17 protein-coding genes are annotated in these 18512 nt (G+C 68.4%); 8 read left to right on the plus strand and 9 right to left on the minus strand.

Annotated features, from left to right (window positions below; all coding sequences use genetic code 11):
• Positions 1-2 precede the first annotated feature (2 nt).
• Positions 3-1472, minus strand: coding sequence for an ABC transporter permease subunit (locus tag HUA76_RS30525; RefSeq protein WP_174456513.1), 1470 nt, complete (start codon positions 1470-1472; stop codon positions 3-5).
• 118 nt (positions 1473-1590) lie between these two features.
• On the opposite strand from HUA76_RS30525, the gene HUA76_RS30530 reads away from it, so the two are divergent.
• Positions 1591-2949 (plus strand): hypothetical protein, encoded by a 1359-nt coding sequence (locus HUA76_RS30530; RefSeq protein WP_174456514.1) that lies wholly within the window; start codon positions 1591-1593, stop codon positions 2947-2949.
• A gap of 39 nt (positions 2950-2988) precedes the next feature.
• Here the strand turns inward: HUA76_RS30530 and HUA76_RS30535 are convergent, their stop codons facing one another.
• A complete protein-coding gene (locus HUA76_RS30535; protein ID WP_141641618.1) occupies positions 2989-4593 on the minus strand; it encodes a sigma 54-interacting transcriptional regulator in 1605 nt (534 codons plus the stop codon).
• 214 nt (positions 4594-4807) lie between these two features.
• Here HUA76_RS30535 and HUA76_RS30540 point away from each other — a divergent pair, with 214 nt between their 5' ends.
• The 5 genes from HUA76_RS30540 (at position 4808) to HUA76_RS30560 (ending at position 8797) form a co-directional block, all read left to right on the plus strand.
• Complete coding sequence (locus HUA76_RS30540) at positions 4808-5362, plus strand: peroxiredoxin (protein ID WP_141641619.1); 555 nt, start codon at positions 4808-4810, stop codon at positions 5360-5362.
• A gap of 6 nt (positions 5363-5368) precedes the next feature.
• Entirely contained in the window at positions 5369-5893 is a 525-nt protein-coding gene (locus tag HUA76_RS30545) for a carboxymuconolactone decarboxylase family protein (RefSeq protein WP_141641620.1), read from the plus strand.
• A gap of 69 nt (positions 5894-5962) precedes the next feature.
• Positions 5963-6502 carry a DNA starvation/stationary phase protection protein Dps gene (gene dps, locus HUA76_RS30550; protein ID WP_174462865.1) on the plus strand — a complete coding sequence of 180 codons (540 nt, stop codon included), beginning with the start codon at positions 5963-5965 and terminating at the stop codon, positions 6500-6502.
• Positions 6503-6678: 176 nt separating this feature from the next.
• Positions 6679-7485 (plus strand): hypothetical protein, encoded by an 807-nt coding sequence (locus HUA76_RS30555; protein WP_174462821.1) that lies wholly within the window; start codon positions 6679-6681, stop codon positions 7483-7485.
• A gap of 46 nt (positions 7486-7531) precedes the next feature.
• Positions 7532-8797 carry a pyridoxal phosphate-dependent aminotransferase gene (locus HUA76_RS30560; RefSeq protein WP_141641623.1) on the plus strand — a complete coding sequence of 422 codons (1266 nt, stop codon included), beginning with the start codon at positions 7532-7534 and terminating at the stop codon, positions 8795-8797.
• Positions 8798-8864: 67 nt separating this feature from the next.
• Here the strand turns inward: HUA76_RS30560 and HUA76_RS30565 are convergent, their stop codons facing one another.
• The gene (locus HUA76_RS30565; protein ID WP_174462822.1) at positions 8865-9164 is read right to left on the minus strand and encodes a hypothetical protein; all 300 of its coding nucleotides are present in this window, start codon (positions 9162-9164) and stop codon (positions 8865-8867) included.
• Between the two features lie 129 nt (positions 9165-9293).
• Here HUA76_RS30565 and HUA76_RS30570 point away from each other — a divergent pair, with 129 nt between their 5' ends.
• Positions 9294-10568 carry an MFS transporter gene (locus HUA76_RS30570; RefSeq protein WP_174462823.1) on the plus strand — a complete coding sequence of 425 codons (1275 nt, stop codon included), beginning with the start codon at positions 9294-9296 and terminating at the stop codon, positions 10566-10568.
• A gap of 161 nt (positions 10569-10729) precedes the next feature.
• Positions 10730-11509 (plus strand): hypothetical protein, encoded by a 780-nt coding sequence (locus tag HUA76_RS30575; RefSeq protein WP_141641625.1) that lies wholly within the window; start codon positions 10730-10732, stop codon positions 11507-11509.
• Positions 11510-11516: 7 nt separating this feature from the next.
• On the opposite strand, the gene HUA76_RS30580 is transcribed toward HUA76_RS30575, so the two are convergent.
• From HUA76_RS30580 to HUA76_RS30605, 6 genes are all read right to left on the minus strand, one after another.
• Positions 11517-13985: a hypothetical protein gene (locus HUA76_RS30580; protein ID WP_174462824.1), complete on the minus strand. Its 2469-nt coding sequence runs from the start codon at positions 13983-13985 to the stop codon at positions 11517-11519.
• Positions 13986-13997: 12 nt separating this feature from the next.
• Positions 13998-14390 (minus strand): hypothetical protein, encoded by a 393-nt coding sequence (locus tag HUA76_RS30585; RefSeq protein WP_174456520.1) that lies wholly within the window; start codon positions 14388-14390, stop codon positions 13998-14000.
• 18 nt (positions 14391-14408) lie between these two features.
• Entirely contained in the window at positions 14409-15557 is a 1149-nt protein-coding gene (locus HUA76_RS30590) for a zinc-dependent alcohol dehydrogenase (protein WP_141641627.1), read from the minus strand.
• A gap of 110 nt (positions 15558-15667) precedes the next feature.
• Positions 15668-16339, minus strand: a complete 672-nt coding sequence (locus HUA76_RS30595) for a DNA-3-methyladenine glycosylase (protein WP_174456521.1) — start codon at positions 16337-16339, stop codon at positions 15668-15670.
• Positions 16340-16407: 68 nt separating this feature from the next.
• Positions 16408-16896: a hemerythrin domain-containing protein gene (locus HUA76_RS30600; protein WP_174456522.1), complete on the minus strand. Its 489-nt coding sequence runs from the start codon at positions 16894-16896 to the stop codon at positions 16408-16410.
• A 54-nt stretch (positions 16897-16950) separates the two neighbouring features.
• Positions 16951-18462: an FAD-dependent oxidoreductase gene (locus HUA76_RS30605; protein ID WP_174462825.1), complete on the minus strand. Its 1512-nt coding sequence runs from the start codon at positions 18460-18462 to the stop codon at positions 16951-16953.
• Positions 18463-18512: the final 50 nt, after the last annotated feature.

Below are 18512 nucleotides of genomic sequence, written 5' to 3' on the forward strand. Positions count from 1 at the left end.
CCTCACCCCTGACGGTGGAGGCGCTTCTCCAGCGCCGAGGCCAGCCGTGTCAGCGGCAGCGTGGCCAACAAATAGAACAACGCGACGAGCGGCCAGACAGCCAGCGGCGCGGCGAGCTGGCTCGCCAGCTCCTGCCCCGCCCGCGTCAGCTCCGCCATGCCGATGATGGACACCAGCGAGGAGTCCTTCAGCAGCGCGATGCCCTCGTTCGTCAAGGGCGGCAGCACGTTGCGCACCGCCTGCGGGAGGATGACGTAGCGCATGACCTGCGCGCGGCCCATCCCCAGCGCTCGCGCGGCCTCCTCCTGCCCCGCGTCCACGGAGGCGATGCCCGCCCGGAAGATTTCCGCCACGTACGCGGCACTGTTGAGCGTCAGCGCCAGCACCGCCGCCAGCATCGGCGCCAGGTCCACGCCCAAGAGCTGCGGCAGCGCGTAGTAGATGAAGATGATTTGCACCAGCAGCGGCGTTCCACGAAGCCCCTCGACGTACGCGGCGCACAGCCACGCCAGCGGTCGGAAGCGCACCCGCCGCCCCAGCGCCACGGCCAGTCCCAGGGGCAGCCCGGAGATCAACGCCAGCACGGTGAGCCCCAGCGTCAGGCCCAGGCCCTGAACGAGCCGCCAGGTCACCTTGCCCCAGGGCACGGCCTGCGGCGTCGCCTGGGCCTTCTGGGCCGCCTCGCCGAAGTAGCGCTCCTCCAGCGCGGCGAACTTCCCGCTGTCGCGAAGGCGCTGGAGCGCGGCGTTGACGGCCTCGCGCAGCGCGGGGTCATCCGGCCGCATCGCGATGCCGTAGTGCTCCTCCGTCAGCAGCCCGCCCGCGGCGCGCAGACCCTGGAAGCCGTGGGCCAGGAAGTAGCGCAGCGTCGGCCCATCCCCCACCACGCCCGCCAGGTTGCCGTTGCGCAGGTCCTGGAGCGCCAGGTCGATGCTCGGGTACTGCCGCACCTCGATGTCCGGGAACTTCTCCAGCACCAGCGCGGCACTGGTGTTGATTTGAATGCCCGCCGTCTTCCCGCGCAGGCTCTCGATTCCGGTGACGGCCGTGTCCGCCTCCCGCGCCACCACGAGCTGTCCCGCCGTGTAGTACGGCGCGGAGAAGCCCAGCCGCTGCTGGCGCTCGGGGGTTATCGTCACGGCCGAAATCACCAGGTCGAACTTCCCCGCCATCAGCGCGGGAAACACCCCGTCGAAGGACGTGTTCGTCCACGCCACCTTCGCGCCCAGCTCTTCCGCGATGAGCGCTCCCAGCTCGATGTCGAACCCCACCAGCTCGCCGTCCTTCACGGACTCGAACGGCGGGTAGGTGGCATCCGTCCCGATGCGCAGCGTCCGCCCCTTCCAGTCCCCCCGGGAGCCCGGCGCCTCACCCCGGCCACAGCCGAGCAGCACCAGCACCCCCCACACGAGGCACAGCAAGGCCAGCCCGGGAGTGTGGGCCTGGCGACACGAAAGGCGGCGGCGCGACATGGAACGAACAGCTCCCATGCCCAACTATCCCTGAGGCATCAAGGGTTTCCACCGGGACCGGACAACCCGTGACAGCCACGCAACTTCCGCCCTCTCCGGGCCGATACTCTTCCACACCATGAAGACCCCCATCTCCGGCCCCCGCGTCCAGCCCCGTCCGCTCGAGACCCCCGCCACCCCGGCGCCCGTCCGCAACGAGGTGAAGCCCCAGGCGCCCGTGGTGCGCGGTGACGCTCGCGACGTGTCCCTGTTCGACACGGGAGCCGCTCGCAAGCCGACGGTGGCGCTGACCACGCCCGTCGCCCCCCAGGGCACGAACGTCGCCCCGGGCACCTACCCCAGCGTCGCGGACGTGAAGGCCATTGCCTCCATCCAGGACCCGGTGGCGCGCAACTACGCGATTACGCAGGGCTACGCGGACCTGTCCAACGGCCTGGGTCAGATGCTCGGCAAGGAGAACGCCAACTGGTCCACCTTCGCGACGTGGGCGTCCAAGCAGGCGGGCGTGAGCATCCGCAACGAGGACATGCCCAAGTTCTTCACCGACGCGCTCAAGGGCGCCGGTGACATGGCCGGTCCGCTGAAGAAGGTGGACGACGTGCTGCGCAAGGTGGGCCTGCCCGCGCTGCCGCTGGCGGACATCGCCGCGGCGGGCAGCGAGGCGCTCAACAACGTCAGCAAGTCGATTGCCGACGGCAACCAGTTCGTCTTCAACGAGGTGGGCCAGGAGTTCGCCCGCTTCATCGAGACCTTCCAGGGCGACACGTCCTACGACGCCGCCAAGACACAGAAGTACCTGGACGGCTTCGGCAAGGACAAGCCGCTCCTGAAGGAGGCCTTCGGCCACTACACCAAGGCCATGTTCGAGAAGGACCCGAACAAGAAGGCGGAGCTGATGCTGCTGGCCAATGACCAGATTGGCCTGCACGAGCAGACGCAGCTCCAGCAGCACGTGGAGAAGGCGCTCAACGCGCCGGTGAAGGACACCTTCCGGAGCATCCTCAAGCAGAGCATCGAGTCCGGCATCAACGCGCTGCCCTTCCCCGCCAACCTCGCGGGCAAGGCCGCCCTGAAGACGGGCCTCGTGGACGCGGCGCTCAACCCCCTGGTCGACGCGACGGCCTCCGTGTTCCGCCGGCTCGCCACCGAGCACATGATGAAGCTCGCGGTGCCGGGCGGCGCGCTGAAGCTGGGCAACGACCTGCCCCCGCCTCCGGGGATGGAGAGCACGCTCTTCCCGCCGCACCTGCGCGCCATCGAGAACCCGGAGCTGCGCGCCCTGCTGGGCAAGCTGGACTCCAGCTCCGACAGCCTCAAGGGCACCGCGGCCAAGGACTGGAGCAAGCTGGACCAGCGGATGAACTACATCATCGACCTGTTCCGCACGCGCCAGTCGGACCCGCACCTGTTCGACGCGCCGTTCGGCAAGACGGGCACCACCTACCCGCTGCCGGCCACCCAGCAGCGCGCGGGCTGAAGTCCCTCGGGGCGCCGTCACCTCGGCGCCCCGTCGCCGTCACACCTCGTCCACCACGAACTGCTCCTGCCGGGCGATGCCCAGCTTCTTCATCCGGCTCTGGAGCGTGGAGGGCTTGAGGCCCAGGAGCGCCGCCGCGCCACCCGGCCCGTAGACGCGCCCCCGTGTGAGCGTCAGCACCCGCAGGATGTGCTCCCGCTGCACCGCAGCCAGCGTCAGCACCGAGCCGGGCTTCATCGTCGCGTCCAGCACGCTCGGCACCGCCGGCTCCACCTGCGCCGCCGGGTGAGCGCTTCCACCGTGCGCCACCACGTCGAACGAGGAGGGGCCCAGCTCCGTGCCCTTCGTCAGGATGGTGGCGCGCTCCAGCGCGTTGCCCAGCTCGCGCAGGTTGCCCGGCCAGTCATACGACTCCAGCCTGGCCAGCCCCGCCGGTGACACGCGCATGCCACGCCGCCCGGTGCGCCGCGCCTGCTCCTCCAGCAAGAACGTACACAACTGCGCCAGGTCCTCGCGCCGTTCGCGCAGGGGCGGCAGCCGCAACGGGAAGACACTCAGCCGGTAGTAGAGGTCCTCGCGGAAGCGCTTCTCGGCGATGGCGCGGTGCAGGTCCACGTGCGTGGCCGCGAGGATGCGCACGTCCGAGCGCACCGTCTTGTCGCTGCCCACCGGTTCGAAGGCCTTCTCCTGGAGCGCGCGCAAGAGCTTCGCCTGAAGTTCGACGGGCAGCTCGCCCACCTCGTCCAAGAGCAGCGTGCCTCCGCTCGCCATCTGGAAGCGGCCCGCGCGGTCCTTCGTCGCGCCCGTGAAGGCGCCCTTCACGTGGCCGAACAGCTCGCTCTCCAGCAGGCCCGCCGGAATCGCCGCGCAGTTGAGCGTGACGAAGGGCTGGTCCGCGCGAGAGCTCCACTTGTGGATGGCCCGCGCCAGCCGCTCCTTGCCCGTGCCCGTCTCACCGGTAATCAGCACCGGCGTGTCCGTCTCCGCCACCTGCCGCGCCCGCCGCGCGAGGTCCCTCATGACGGGGCTCAGCGACGCCTCGAGGATTCCCTCCGACTCTCCGCTGAGCTGCGCCTCCAGGAGCTTCGCGTGCTCGTGGTCCTGCCGGTGCAGCCGCTCGAACGTCGCTCGCTGCTCGGCCGCCTGGAGCGCCGTCGCCAACATCTGGCCGTACACCTCCACCAGGTCCACCACCGGCTGCGGGTACGTCTCGCACTCGGCGCGGTCCAACGTGAGCACGCCATAGGTGCGCTCGCCCGCGCACAGCGGCACCACCATGCACGCGTGCCCCGGCGGCAAATCCAGCACGCCGTCGAACGGGTCTCCGTCGCCGTGCGAGTGGTCCTCTTCCGTGAAGGCCCGCGCGCGCCGTGTCTCCAGCGCATGCCGCAGCGAGGGGAACTCCGACAAGGTCAACGCGTGGTGGCGCACCTTCGCGTTCGCCAGCGGACCACGCGCCGCCACCGACACCAGCTTGCCGTCCCTCAACAGGAACAGCGTCGCCAGGTCGAAGCGCACCACGCGCGTCAACCAGTCCAGTCCTCGACGAAGCAGCTCATCCACCGAATCTTCGGTGGTTGCCAGCTCGACCAGGTCCCGAGCATCCTTCGCGCCCTCGGTTGGCGCTGACAGTTCATCCGACATGAGGCATGAATAATAGCGCTCCACCGAAATTGCAGTGGCGGTCATCACCGATATTTCGTTATTCACCGTCCCAGCAACACCGGCCAGTGGGGGGCTGAAGTCAAGTCCCTGGAATCATTGAAGTCGATTGACTGGCACGAGGTCTGCTGTAGCCGTTAGCAGAAGACACCTTCCCAGGGGCCCCCCGCGGGTCCCTCAACCCAAGGAGCAGTACATGCTGACCGTTGGCGACAAGATTCCGAGCTTCAAGGTCAAGGCCACCGTGAGCCTGGAGAAGGGCAAGGAGTTCCAGGAGATCACGAACGAGACCTACAAGGGCAAGTGGCTGGTGCTGTTTGCGTGGCCCAAGGACTTCACGTTCATCTGCCCCACGGAGATCGCGGAGTTCGGCAAGAAGAACAAGGACTTCAATGACCGTGACGCGCAGGTGCTGGGCCTGAGCACGGACAGCGAGTTCGTGCACCACGCGTGGCGCACGCACCACCCGGACCTCAAGGGCCTGCCGTTCCCGATGCTGGCGGACCTGAAGCACGAGCTCTGCAACGCGCTGGGCATCCTCCACAAGGAGGAGGGCGTGGCGCTGCGCGCGACGTTCATCGCGGACCCCGAGGGCATCATCCGCCACGTGACGGTCAACGACCTGTCCGTGGGCCGCAACGTCTCCGAGACGGTCCGCACCCTGGACGCGCTCCAGACGGACGAGCTGTGCCCGTGCAACTGGAGCAAGGGTGAGGAGACCCTGACCCAGAAGCTGGCGAAGGCGGGGTAACGCGTCATGGCCTCGCTCGAAGTCGTCCGCTCTGAACTCGCGGACGCCCACAAGGACACCCGCCTCAACCTCCAGGCAGTCCTGGAAGGTGGCAGCCTCACCCCCGAGCAGCGCTGGGGCGTGGCTGTCGCGTCGGCCTACGCCGTTCGGAATGACCGGCTGAAGGAAGCGATGCTCAACGAGGCGCGGAAGGCACTCGCGAACCCCGAGCCCATCATCGAGGACGCGCGTGCTGCGGCGTCGCTGATGGCGATGAACAACGTGTACTACCGCTTCCGGCACATGATCGGGAAAGAGTCGTACTCGACCAAGCGCGCCGGACTGCGGATGAACAGGCTCGCGCAGGTGCTGACCAACAAGGTGGACTTCGAGCTGGTCTGCCTCGCGGTCAGCGCCATCAACGGCTGCGAGATGTGCATGCAGTCCCACGAGAAGGTCGTCCTCGAGGGCGGCCTCTCCGAGGACCAGGTGCACGACGCGGTGCGAGTCGCGGCGGTCATCCACGCCGCGGCGGTGGGCCTGGAGTCTTAAGCCTCGCACCCGCGAGTCATTCGCTGTGCTTCACCCGCGCCCTCCGGTGGAAACACCGGGGGGCGCTCCATTTGTGGGCGACGCGCATCTGAACGAGCGTCCGCACCCCTTAAGAACGAAAGGAAGTCCCTCATGTACAAGAGCCCCAGCCCCCTCCCCGAGAAGACCCGCGCCTCCCTCGTCGAATCGCTCAACGCCCGCCTGGCGGACGGCCTGGACCTGCACTCGCAAATCAAGGTGGCCCACTGGAACATCAAGGGCCCGCAGTTCGCGGCGCTGCACCCGCTGTTCGAGACCTTCGCCGTCAGCCTCGCCAACCACAACGACTCCATCGCCGAGCGCGCGGTGACACTGGGGGGCAAGGCGTTTGGCACCACCCGCCATGTCAGCAAGTCCAGTCGCCTGCCTGAGTATCCGCAGGAGACGACGCGTGACTTGGAGCACGTGAAGCTGCTCGCCGAACGCATCGAGGTCTACCTGGAAGGCCTGCGAGACAGCCGCAAGCTCTTCGTCGAAGTGGATGACGCGGATTCCGAGGACCTGGCCACCGGCATCATCGTGGAGTTCGAGAAGCACGTCTGGTTCCTGCGCGCCTCACTGGAGACCTGAGGCCGGCGGCACCCGGGGCGAAGGCGCCGTGAGTGTGCATGGCGCTATACGCTCCCAGCACGTTTGACGGAGCCCTTGTGCCTGTTTTCGCCACGTTGCGAAGGGCACGAGGGTTGCTCTACCAGGGAGCACCCCGCCCGCGACGATGCGGACCGGGCATCCCTGGAGAAGTCCCCGTGCGAACCCTCATTGGCCTGTCTCTCTCCGCCCTCCTCGTCGCGTGTGGCCGCGACGTGCCCCCGGATGAAGTGATTGAAGCCGCCAAGGCGCGCGTGGAGCGCGTCGTCGCGGCGGGGCACCTGACGCGGGGCGCGCTGGAGGTGCTCGGGTTCATGCCCGTGTACACCTGTGGCGAGCCGCGCCGGGCGTTCCTGGATATCGCGGCGCCCGACGTGAGCGCGCGCCTGTCCTGCGCCACGGCCACGGTGGAGCAGCTCGACGCGGTGACGGACGGCGTGGTGCTGAGCTTCAACGGGCCGGACTGCGAGGTCCACGGCCTGCGGCTCGAAGGCCGTGCCTTCTTCAAGTACAGCGGCGGTGTGGACCGGATGGACGTCTCGGTGGACCTGCGCCAGCTGCGCGTGGACGGCGCGGTGCTGCCCGCGGAGGTCGGCTATGGCACCTGCGGAGACCAGACGAGCGTCTGGGCGAAGGCGGCCGGCGACGTCCCGGGACGCCCGGGCCACACGCTGCGCGTGGATGCACGGGTGGGCAAGCGCGCGGGCCTGCCGCTGTTGGGCGGCTCCTCGCTGGTGCTCGACGGTGAAGGGGAGCTCACCGGCCCCGACGGCGTGGACACGATGACGCTCGACACCCTCCAGTACGAGGTGGGCGAGTACCTGCCCAAGGAGGGCACGGCCGTCTTGGAAACGTCGGACGGACACCGCGTGGAGGCGAACTTCCAGCCGGGCCTGTGGCGGCTGGGCAAGGTGGAGGTGACTGTGGATGACCACGCCTCCGTGACGGTGCCCATCATCCGGTAGCAAGGGATTGCGCGCGCGTCGTCGCTTTCCGCTAGGGTTCCCGGCCGTGAGCGACGACGTCACGATTCCCGCATTCCGCTCCGTGCCCCGCACGGGCGTCATCTACGTCACCGCCGAGGCCACGCGCCGAGGCTACCGTTCCAGCGACCCCGACTGGTGCAACCTGGGCCAGGGGCAGCCGGAGACGGGAGATTTGCCCGGCGCACCGGCCCGCCTGAACACGGTGAACATCGACGTGGCGGACATGGAGTACGCGCCGGTGGCGGGGCTGTGGGACGTGCGAGAAGCCATCGCCAGTCTCTACAACCGCCTCTACCGCAAGGGGCTGCCCAGCCAGTACAGCGCGGAGAACGTGTGTCTCTCCGGTGGCGGGCGAGCGGCCCTCACCCGCGCCGCGGCGAGCCTGGGCTCCATCAACCTGGGCCACTTCCTGCCGGACTACACGGCCTACGAGGAGCTGCTGGACGTCTTCAAGGCGTTCACCGCCATCCCCATCCTCCTGGAGGGTGAGCGCGGCTACGCCTTCACCCACGAGGACCTGCGCCGCGAGGTGCAGGGCCGCGGGCTGTCCGCGCTGCTCTTCTCCAACCCGTGCAACCCCACCGGCAAGCTGGTGCAGGGGGACGAGCTGGCGCGGTGGGTGGGCGTGGCGCGTGAGCAGGAGTGCGTGCTGCTCATCGACGAGTTCTATTCGCACTACATCTGGACGGGCCGCCCCGGGCACCTGCCGGTGGAGAGCGCCGCGCGCTACGTGGAGGACGTGAACCGCGACCCCGTCGTCCTCTTCGACGGCTTCACCAAGAACTGGCGTTATCCGGGCTGGCGCATGACGTGGACGGTGGGGCCCAAGCAGGTGATTGAAGCCGTCTCCAGCGCGGGCAGCTTCCTGGACGGAGGAGGCAGCCGGCCCTTGCAGCGCGCCGCCATTCCCCTGCTCCAGGAGGAGCCCGTCATCGCGGAGACGCTGGCCATCCACACGGCCTTCCGCGAGAAGCGGGACAAGTTCCACTCGCGCCTGGAGCGGCTGGGCATCCGCACGGACCGCGCGCCGGATGGGACGTTCTATGTCTGGGGCAACGTGTCCGGACTGCCCGCGCCGCTCAACGACGGCATGGGCTTCTTCCGCGCCGCGCTGGAGCAGAAGATCATCACCGTGCCGGGTGAGTTCTTCGACGTGAATCCAGGCAAGCGCCGCGCGCGTCCATCCCGCTTCCGCGGCTATGTGCGGCTGTCTTTCGGGCCGTCCATGGAAGTGCTGGAGAAGGCGCTGACGCGACTGGAAGCCATGGTGCTGCAGCACAGCCGCACCTGACCGCGCGCAACCCCCTTCCGGAGCCGACGCGTCCCTGGCGGCTCCGGAAGGCAATGACACCCATCCGCTAGAGATTCTTCTCCAGCAACTGCACCAGGCGCTGAACGCGCTCGCTCGTGTAGTTCTCGATGTTGCTGAAGTTGTGCCGGTAGAACAGCGTCTTGTCCTGGAAGCGGTAGAAGACGCGGTCCTCGGGCTCGGTGCCGCTGATGAAGTACTTCTTGAAGCCGTCCTTCACCGCCTGCTTGGAGAAGTCATCCACGGCGATCTGCTGGAGGGCCTGCACGACCGGCTCGAAGTAGATGGCGTCGAGGCCCTTCTCGAAAATCTCCGCCAGCCCCTCCGCGCCCAGGGTGTTCCACTCCACCTCGAACTCGACGGGCGCGCCGACCAGTTCGTTGAACTTCCGCTGCCACTTCGGGCGGGACGACAGGTTCCGGAACGACCCGGGGCCCCGCGTGACGCGCGCCTGGAGGCCGTATGCTTCCCGGCGCCCATGAAACTCCCCTCCTCCCGGCTCGCGCTGCTCGGCGTCCTCTACTTCGTGCAGGGCCTGCCCTTCGGTTTCCAGGCCACCGCGCTGCCCGTGTATCTGCGGGAGCAAGGGGTGTCGCTCACCGCGCTGGGCTTCGCTGGGGTGCTCGCGCTGCCCTGGGGGCTCAAGGCGCTCTGGGCGCCGCTGGTGGACCGATATCACTCCGCGCGGCTCGGGCGTCGCAGGTCCTGGATTCTGCCGATGCAAGCAGGCCTGACGCTCACCTGCGCGGCGGCGGGGTTCATGGTCTCCGAAGGAGGGTCGCTGAAGGTCCTCCTGGGGCTCATCCTGGTGATGAACCTCTTCGCCGCCACGCAGGACATCGCGGTGGATGGGCTCGCGGTGGACACGCTGAGGCCGGAGGAGCTGGGCCTGGGCAACTCCGTGCAGGTGGTGGGCTACAAGCTGGGGATGCTCACGGGCGGCGGGCTCCTGGTCTGGGCCAGCAAGTCCATTGGCTGGTCCGGCCTGTTCCTGTCCATGGCCGCGCTGTGCACGGGCGCGCTCGTGGTGACGCTGCTCACCCGCGAGCCACCTCCGCGTGAGGATGCGAGCGGACGCGACACCGCGTCGCCCCCGGAGACACGCCTGAGCTGGCGGCAACTGCGCGAGCGCTTCGCCTCGGTGATGATGAAGCCGGGCACGCTCTGGCTGCTGCTCTTCATTGGCACGTACAAGTTCGGCGAGACGATGGCGGACGTGCTCTACAAGCCCTTCCTCCTCGACGCGGGCATACCCGCCTGGCAGATAGGCCAGTGGGTGGGGACGTGGGGGAACGTGGCCTCCATCCTCGGCTCCCTCGCGGGAGGACTGCTCGCCACGCGCCTGCCCATCATCGGAGCGCTGACGCTCACCGCCTCGCTTCGCGTGCTGCCGCTCATGGGCCGCTGGTGGCTGGCGACCCACGGCGTCAGCGACGCGGGCGTCATCGGCGTCACGCTCGCGGAGGAGCTGGTGGGCGGCGCGCTCACCACGGTGATGTTCGCGTTCATGATGTCTCGCGTGGACCGGCGTATCGGCGCCACGCACTACACGCTGCTGGCCAGCCTCGAGGTCTGGGGCAAGGCCCCCGCCGCGCCACTCGCGGGGTGGCTCGCGGACCCGGCGCACGGACTGGGACTGGGCTATGCGCCGGTCTTCCTGCTCGGTGCCGCACTGTCCGTGGCATTCCTCGCGCTGCTGATTCCCATCCGCCACCAACGCACGAGTCCCACCTCCGTCGCCTCCACCGGCTGACGCGCGCGGGCGCACGTCACGATTCCGTGACAGCCGCATTTCCTCGATTGGCTGTACTCATTTGTTATCAAGACAGATGTGTCAGACGCGCGTGTTAAGTGCGGAGCCGCAGTTCCCCCCTTCTCACGCGCGGGAGAAGTTGCCCGCGAGAGGTCCACCCTTTGTTCTCTACATCCCTGAAGTCGTTCCTGGGCGGCGTCGCGCTGTTGGCCGCGCCCCAGGCCCTCGCGGACAGCACCACCACGATTCCCGCCTTCAACGCGGCGATTGCCACGGCCCGGACGTCGAACAGCCCCGGTGGCACCACCGTGCGCCGCGCGGAGATGAAGAACGCGGTCAACCTGTTCCTCTACGACGACGGCCGCGTGGACGCCGCCGAGCGCACCTTCCTGGGCGCGCGCATCAACGACCTGGTCTTCAACATCGGCGTCACCGCCACCGCCAAGAAGTACATGATTGATGTCCACGAGCTGAACGACGGCGCCACCACCTATGCGCCGCTGTGGCTTGACGACATGGCGCAGACGCCCGAGCAGCTGTTCGGCGCGACCGGGCCGCTCACCACGTCCTCCTCCATCAAGGAGGGCTACATCCCCAACGGGCAGGGCGTGGCGAACCAGGAGACGCTGTCCTACAAGGCCGCCGCGGCCTTCGGGCTGCGGGGCGTGGGGGCGTTCACCCCCATCACCGTCCAGGAGCTGCTCGCGAAGCTCTCCGCGCAGGTCATCAGCGGCACCCCGAACTCGGATGAGGTGGATGGCGCGCTGGCGCTCATCACGCAGGTTTCGCGCAACAGCAACCGGCTCTACACCACGGGCTGGTCGTGCCAGACGTACTGCGGCGGTGGCGGCCCTGGGGACATGGGTGGCTACTTCATCGCCGCGGTGAGCACGGACCGCCAGTTCGTGCGCATGGTGCGCGTGACGACCTGGTCGGACTAATCGTTCCTCAGCGCCGTGCGCGCAGCTCGAGCCCCGCGGGAGGGAAGGTTCCTCCCACGTGGGTCCACTCGAGCCGGACCTGACGGCGGCCCTCGGGCGGAAGCTCGAGGACCGCCAGCACCCTGCCCTCTCCGCGCTGGTTGACGCGGACGTCCACGCGCTGGCCGTCGACCTTCATCGCCAGGTTCAGCACTCCGGCCTGTGGGAAGAAGTGTTCTGAGGGATGGAGTCGCGGCGAGGTGAGCAGCAATTCCACCTCGCGCGGCTCGCTGTCCTCGTTCTCCAGCGTGTACGTCAGCTGGTACGAGACGCCCCGGGCACCGTCGTGCGTCCTGTCGTCCCGAGCGGATGCGGCGCGCGAGGCGGAGGTCCCCGAGGTCGGCGTCAACGTCGGAGCGTCAGGCCCCGTGCCCGCGCGCCTGCGGGGCATGGACATGACGAGGTCGCCCGCGAGCGTTCCTGGAGACAGGCGCAGCGTGCGCTCACCCACGAAGAGGCTGCCTGCTTCGCTCACCCCCTGAAGTGAAGGGAAGGCCGTCGTGCCCGCATCCCCGGCGGTGGCCAGCGGATGCTCGCTCCGGGAGATGGCGGCGAGCTCGTCGGGAGTGAGTGGCAGGGGGCTGGACACGGTGGCCAGACGGAACCGCGCGCCGGGGTCTACCTGCCCCTTCGAGTCCAAGGCCGTGAAGTCCAGGAGGGCGCAGAGCGTGCCCGACTTTTCGTGACGCGCATCCAGGACGACCACCGTCGCGCCAGGCGGCACGGTGAGAGAGCCCTCGAAGGCGCCCCGGGTTCCAAGGCGCACGTCGTCCAGGTGGGACAGGTCGAGGTCGTCACGGACGAGCGGACGGGACTGGCGCTCTGATTCGTCACGGGCATCGAGGACGGCGTCGAGGAGGCCCGAGGCGAGGACCGCATGCGGTCCTCGGAAGAACAGGCCCTCTGGGTCTGGTTCCTTGCCTTGCTCTGCCTGCGCGTCGACCAGTCCCGTGAGGTCCTCGTCGATGCGCTCCTGGCTCAGTGGGTTGAAGGGCGCGCCCGTGGTGCTCGGTGGGAACTGGGGCGTGAGGTACTTGGAGAAGAGGCCACCCTTGACCTGGAGCTGGATGGGACGGCCCGACGTGTTTCGCAGCACGACGGAGCAACGCCCGGTTCCCTCGGAGGCTGCTTCCACGCGGTTGATGGCGCGCACGAACAGCCGGGCCTGACCGGAGAAGGTGTAGCCGCCCTCGCTCTTTCCCGGCACGAGCCGACTCATCGTGGAGCCGAGGACACCCCAGGTCCGAATCGTCTCCGGGCTCGAGTGGACGAGGAGAGGCGCGCCCGTGAAGGCGCCCTCGATGGGAGCGAGGGCGGAGACGGGGAGCACCTCCGAGTCGAGGTCACCCACGGACAGCGGCGGTCGCGTGTGCGGGCGCGCTTCGTAGCGAGGAAGCGGGGCTTCGTCCTCGATGGGGGGCACCTCCGCGATGATCACATCGTCCGAGGAGGACTCCTCCGACTCCACGCTGGCCCCCCGAGATGAAACCAGCGTGAGCCCACGCCGCGAAGGAGGCTTCGCGGGAGCTTCGGACGGGGGACTCGCGACGGAGTTCGCCCGTGGCTTCGACGCGTGAGGCGCCTCGACGACCTTCACGTGCGGCTTCGCCTCGTGGGCTGTCTCGATGGGCGTTGCTTGCGGCTTCGCCTCGTGAGCTGTCTCGATGGGCGTTGCTTGCGCCTTCGTCTCTTGCGCTGTCTCGATGGGCGTTGCTCGTGGCTTCGCCTCGTGCGCTGTCTCGATGGGCGTTGCTCGCGGCTTCGCCTCGTGCGCTGTCTCAATGGGCGTTGCTTGCGACTTCACACCCTCGACACTCTTGAGGGAAATCTCTTGCGGCGTGACGTCGGCGGACTTCGCCTGTCCTTTGCCCACTGGCTTCGCCTGAGGCTTCGCGGATTCAGAAGTCCCGGTGGCCTTCGACTGTCCCTTCAGGGCCTGCGCATCTCCCGCCGGCTTCACCTGTGCCTTCGAGGCCTGCGTATCTCCCGCCGCCGAGTTCCCCTGTGACTTCGTCGCCTGCGCATCTCCAGCCGACTTCGCCTGTGCCCTTGGGGCCTGAACATCTCCAGCGGCCTTGGCCTGTGCCTTCGAGGCCTGCGTATCTCCCGCTGACTTCCCCTGCGCCTTCGAGGCCTGAGCATCTCCAGCGGCCTTGGCCTGCGCCTTCGGGGCCAGAGCGTCCCCAGCCGGCTTCCCCTGCGCCCTCGTGGCTTGTGCCCCTCCCGCCTGCTTCGCCTGTGCCCTCGGGGCCTGAGCGGCTCCAGGCGACTTCCCCTGCGCCTTCGGAGCCACGGCGGGCTCCGGCTTGCGTGCGGGCTTCTTCGCGGACTCCGCCCCTTGCGCCGCCGAGGGCTTTCCTCCGGCGGACGCCCCACGGGTCGTCGGAGGGGCGGGTTTCGAGGACGAGCGTCTGGGCGGCGGCTTCGGGGGCGGCATGGAGAGATCCTCTCACGCCCGCGACCACTTCCTCCAGGCAAGGCCCGTCAAGGCGAGAACCCCGACGGTGGGCACGGCCCACGGCCCCACCCTCGCGAGCCGGTGCTCCCAGACATCCACCCGGTCCGCCAGGAGCAAGATCATCCAGTGGCGCGCCAGGTGGTCCGGGTAGCCATAGGCCACCTTGCGCAACAGTCCGCTTACCCCGTGAGGCGGCTGCGCGGTGCCGAACACCGGGGGGAACCCGGCACGGCCCTTGTGCTTGAACACGCGCACATCCGAGTGCTGCACACGGATGGGCACGCGCGCCCCGGGCATGGGTTGAGGCGTTCTCTCCATCGGCACACCCGGGCGACTGGAGGGTTCCAGGTCCACCGCGGCGTCAGGAATGGGTCTATCCGGCATGGTTCGGCTCCTTGCTCGTCACGCGTGCCCAGGGGTGAGGACGCACTTGACGCAGCCGTCCTGCTTCTGGGCGAACAGGTGGTACGCCTTGGGTGCCTCCTCCAGCGGGAAGCGGTGGGTGATGATGCCCTTCGCGTCGATGCGGCCCTCACGGATGTGCTGGAGCAGATGCGGCATGTAGCGACGCACGTTGCACTGGTTCATCCGCAGCGTGAGTCCCTTGTTCATCGCGGTGCCAATGGGCATCAGGTTCCACGGCGGGCCGTACACCCCGACGATGGAGACGTTGCCACCCTTGCGCACGACGTCGATGCACCAGGTGAGCACCGTGGGCGCGCCCGCCTCCAGCTTCAATCCCAGCCCCAGCACGCGCTGCCCCAGCGAGCCCTCGGCCTCCATGCCCACCGCGTCGATGCACACGTCCGGCCCGCGCCCCTCGAACAGCTCCTTCAGGTAGAGGACGATGTCGTCCACCTCCCGGAAGTTCACCGTCTCCACCTTCGCGTACCGCTCCGCGAAGTCGAGCCGGTACTGCACGCAGTCCACCGCGATGACCCGGCCCGCGCCCATCAGCCACGCGGACCGCATGGCGAACAGGCCCACCGGGCCCGCGCCGAACACCACCACCGTCTCGCCGCCCTTGATTTCACCCATCTCCGCGCCCATGTAGCCGGTGGGCAGGATGTCTCCGAGGAAGAGCGCCTCCTCGTCCTCCATGCCGTCGGGAATCTTCAGCGGCCCCACGTCCGCGAAGGGCACGCGCACGTACTCGGCCTGCCCGCCGTCGTAGCCGCCCGTCGTGTGCGAATAGCCATACACGCCACACGCCACGTCGCTCGACGGGTTGCTGTTCTCACACGAGGCCGTCAGCCCTCGCTGACAGTAGAAGCAGGTGCCACAGGAGATATTGAAGGGCACCACCACCCGGTCGCCCTTGTGCAACTGGCTCACCTCGGAGCCCAGCTCCTCCACCACACCGGTGAACTCATGACCGAACGTGTGGCCCACGCGGGTATCCGGCACCAGGCCGTGCAACAGGTGCAGGTCCGAGCCACAGATGGCCGTGCGGGTCACCTTGAGGATGACGTCCTGCGGGTGCTCCAACCGAGGGTCTGGCTTGTTCTCCACCCGGACCTTGAACGGCCCCTGGTACGTCAGTGCACGCATGTGAGTCCTCTCCCGTTGCACATACGGGTGAGGACTCCGACGCCTCGCGGCAAGACGCTCGACAGCGAGCCCCTGCTTGCCCTGCCGCCTTGTGGCGCACGAACCGCCGCTCAGCCGACCACGGGCTCCACGGGAAGCTCCGTCGCGCGCCAGAGATACCAGCTCACCACGGTGCGCCAGGGCCGCCAGCGCTCGCCGTATTCCAGCAGCGCCTTGGGGCGCGGCATCTCCGGAAGCCCATACGCGAGCATGAAGCCCTTGCGCACGCCGAAGTCGTCCACCGGCAGCACGTCCGGCCGACCGAGCCGGGAGATGAGCAGCATCTCCACCGTCCACTGACCGATGCCTCTCACCTGCGTGAAGTGCTCGATGAGCGAGGCGTCGTCCATGCGCCGCACGCGGGACAGGGGAGGAACGGTGCCGTCCAGGGACTTGCGCGCCAGGTCCTGCAGCGCGGCCAGCTTGTTGGCGGACAGGCCCGCCTCGCGCAGCACCGGCTCCGACACGGACAGCAGGGCCTGGGGCGTGAAGCGGCGGCCCTTGCCCACGCGCTCGCTGACGCGCTCGAAGATGGCGGCGGCGGCACGGCCGTGGAGCTGCTGATAGACGATGGACTCCGCCAGCGCGGCGAAGGGACTGTGCAGGGGACTCAACTGGAGGCGGAAGGAGCCCACGCGCTTCATCAGCGCGCCCAGCTTCGGGTCCTCGCGCGCCAGGGCACGGCGGACCTCGGGAGTGAAGGCTTCGGGCAGGCGCGGGGCGGTGGGAGCAGAACGCGGCATGGGAGGGGTGACATGCTGCCGCTCCCAGCGCCCCGCGCAACCCGATTCTTGTCACGAAGAGCCGAGACTCAGAGTAGCGCGGCCTTGTCCGTCTCGGAGGGCACCTGGCGCCGGGGCTCGCCCTCCATCAGCTCGTCGAACTCCTCCTCCATCTGGAGGCCCAGGTCCTCGAGCTGCTCCTTGGAGACGAGCTTGCGGACCTTCTTGAAGAGGTCACCCTCTTCCTCTTCCACGTGGTGCTCTATCTGCTCCTGGAGCACCTTCATCTTCGCGTCGAAATCCTCGTCGTGCGGCTCCATCTCCATCAGGTCGGCGATGATGCGCTTGGCGGACAGGTGCTCCTCCACGGCCTCGCGCAGCAGGTCCTCGGTGTCGTTGGCCTTGGACGCCGGATAGAAGTACTGCTCCTCGATGGTGGTGTGCGCACTGAGCCGGTCGGCGATCATCTCGAACAACTCCCGGCGCTTCGCATCGGCGTGGTCCGGGAGCTTGCCGTACTGTGTGAAGAGCTTCTTCACCTCGGCGTGTTGCTGCTTCAGGAGGTCCAACGCGTTCATGGGTGTATCTCCGTGTCCGACGGGGTTCTTGTCATCAAACGAAGAAGCCGGGGCTCAGCGGGGCAGCTTGCGGGAGGGCAGGTCCTTCACCGCGGGCCCATTGAGCACCTTGCCGGTGGGGCTGTAGCGCGCGCCGTGACAGGGGCAGTCCCACGAGCGCTCCGCGCCGTTCCAGTGCACGTGGCAGCCCAGATGCGTGCACACCGGAGACACCGCGTGAGAGGTTCCGTCCGCCTCGCGGTAGACGGCCACCTTCTGCCCTTCGACTTCCAGAATCTTCGCCTCGCCGGGCGCCACCTCGGACAGGTGCTTGCCCTCGGGCTTCGCCAGCCGGTCCGCGACGAAGCGGAAGGCCGTCTCCGCGTTCTCCTGGATGAAGTCCTTCGCGCCCGCCAGCGGTTTGACGCGCGTGGCGTCATACAGCGCGGCGTAGGGACTCTGCCGACCCAGGATGAGGTCGCTGATGAGCATCCCCGCCAGCGTGCCGAACGTCATGCCCGTCCCGGAGAAACCCGTCGCCACGTAGACATGGCGGCTGGCGCTGTTGCGGCCGATGTACGGCAGCCCGTCCGTGGACTCGATGACCTGACCGGACCAGCGATACGTGAGCTGCTTCACCGGGAAGTGCTTGCGCGCGTAGTCCTCCAGCGCCGCGTAGCGCCGCCCGGTGTCCTCCTCCGCGCCGACCTTGTGGTCCTCGCCACCGACGATGACGTACGCGCGGCCCTCGACGGACTGCGTGCGGATGTAGTGATAGGGCTCCTGCGAGTCGTAGTACTGCCCGGGCTCCAGCGGACCTTCGAGCGGACCCGCCACCGTGTAGCTGCGATACGCGGACAGCTTCGTCTGCAGCAGCACCCGGTTGAGCGGCGAGTGGGTGGCCTCCACCACGGCCGCGGCGGTGACGGTGCCCCGGTCCGTGACGACGCGACAGGGCGCGCCGTCGTGGACCTCCGTCACCCGCGTGTTCTCGAACAGGAAGCAGCCCTCGCCTATCAGCGAGTCCACCAGCCCGAGCAGATACTTGCGCGGATGGAACAGCGCCTGGTCCTCCACGCGCAGCGCGCCCTTCACCGGGAAGGGCAGCGGCACCGCGTGGGTGAGGGAGGCATGAAGGCCCGCGTCACGCGCGGCGGGGAGTTCCTTCTCCAGCGCCGCCCACTGACGCGCGGTCTCCGCGTAGCGGAACGAGGGGACGCGCTGGAAGTCACAGTCCAGGGAGAGTTCCTGGACGAGCGAGGCCACCTGCTCCATCGCCGCGCGGCTGGAGGACGCCGCCAGTCGGGCACCCTTCTCCCCGAAGTCTCGCCGCAGCGTGGCGTAGGGCGTGTCGAGCAACTCCGTGAGGTGGGCGGTGGTCTGCCCCGTCTGGCCCGACAGGATGCGGTTCATCTCCAGCACCGCCACCCGCTTTCCCGCGCGCTTCAGCAGCCATGCCGTGGTGAGTCCGGTGATGCCCGCACCGATGACGACGACATCCACCACCAGGTCGCCCGCAAGCGCCGGGAAGTCACGCGGCGGGGCAGTCAAGGTCCAGAGCGACCGGTTCGTCCGCGTCTCATCCATGTCCTCAACCTAGGAATGCGCCGGAGGTGCGATAACCCGCCGAGTCGAAG

Source organism: Myxococcus sp. CA056 (assembly GCF_013336715.1).
Lineage (GTDB): Bacteria > Myxococcota > Myxococcia > Myxococcales > Myxococcaceae > Myxococcus > Myxococcus llanfairpwllgwyngyllgogerychwyrndrobwllllantysiliogogogochensis.

Excerpts from the sequence above, each read along its gene's own strand:
- HUA76_RS30525 (WP_174456513.1), bottom strand. The coding sequence starts at position 1,472 with ATGTCGCGCCGCCGCCTTTCGTGTCGCCAGGCCCACACTCCCGGGCTG.
- HUA76_RS30530 (WP_174456514.1), top strand. The coding sequence starts at position 1,591 with ATGAAGACCCCCATCTCCGGCCCCCGCGTCCAGCCCCGTCCGCTCGAG.
- HUA76_RS30535 (WP_141641618.1), bottom strand. The coding sequence starts at position 4,593 with ATGTCGGATGAACTGTCAGCGCCAACCGAGGGCGCGAAGGATGCTCGG.
- HUA76_RS30540 (WP_141641619.1), top strand. The coding sequence starts at position 4,808 with ATGCTGACCGTTGGCGACAAGATTCCGAGCTTCAAGGTCAAGGCCACC.
- HUA76_RS30545 (WP_141641620.1), top strand. The coding sequence starts at position 5,369 with ATGGCCTCGCTCGAAGTCGTCCGCTCTGAACTCGCGGACGCCCACAAG.
- HUA76_RS30570 (WP_174462823.1), top strand. The coding sequence starts at position 9,294 with ATGAAACTCCCCTCCTCCCGGCTCGCGCTGCTCGGCGTCCTCTACTTC.
- HUA76_RS30580 (WP_174462824.1), bottom strand. The coding sequence starts at position 13,985 with ATGCCGCCCCCGAAGCCGCCGCCCAGACGCTCGTCCTCGAAACCCGCC.
- HUA76_RS30585 (WP_174456520.1), bottom strand. The coding sequence starts at position 14,390 with ATGCCGGATAGACCCATTCCTGACGCCGCGGTGGACCTGGAACCCTCC.
- HUA76_RS30590 (WP_141641627.1), bottom strand. The coding sequence starts at position 15,557 with ATGCGTGCACTGACGTACCAGGGGCCGTTCAAGGTCCGGGTGGAGAAC.
- HUA76_RS30595 (WP_174456521.1), bottom strand. The coding sequence starts at position 16,339 with ATGCCGCGTTCTGCTCCCACCGCCCCGCGCCTGCCCGAAGCCTTCACT.
- HUA76_RS30600 (WP_174456522.1), bottom strand. The coding sequence starts at position 16,896 with ATGAACGCGTTGGACCTCCTGAAGCAGCAACACGCCGAGGTGAAGAAG.
- HUA76_RS30605 (WP_174462825.1), bottom strand. The coding sequence starts at position 18,462 with ATGGATGAGACGCGGACGAACCGGTCGCTCTGGACCTTGACTGCCCCG.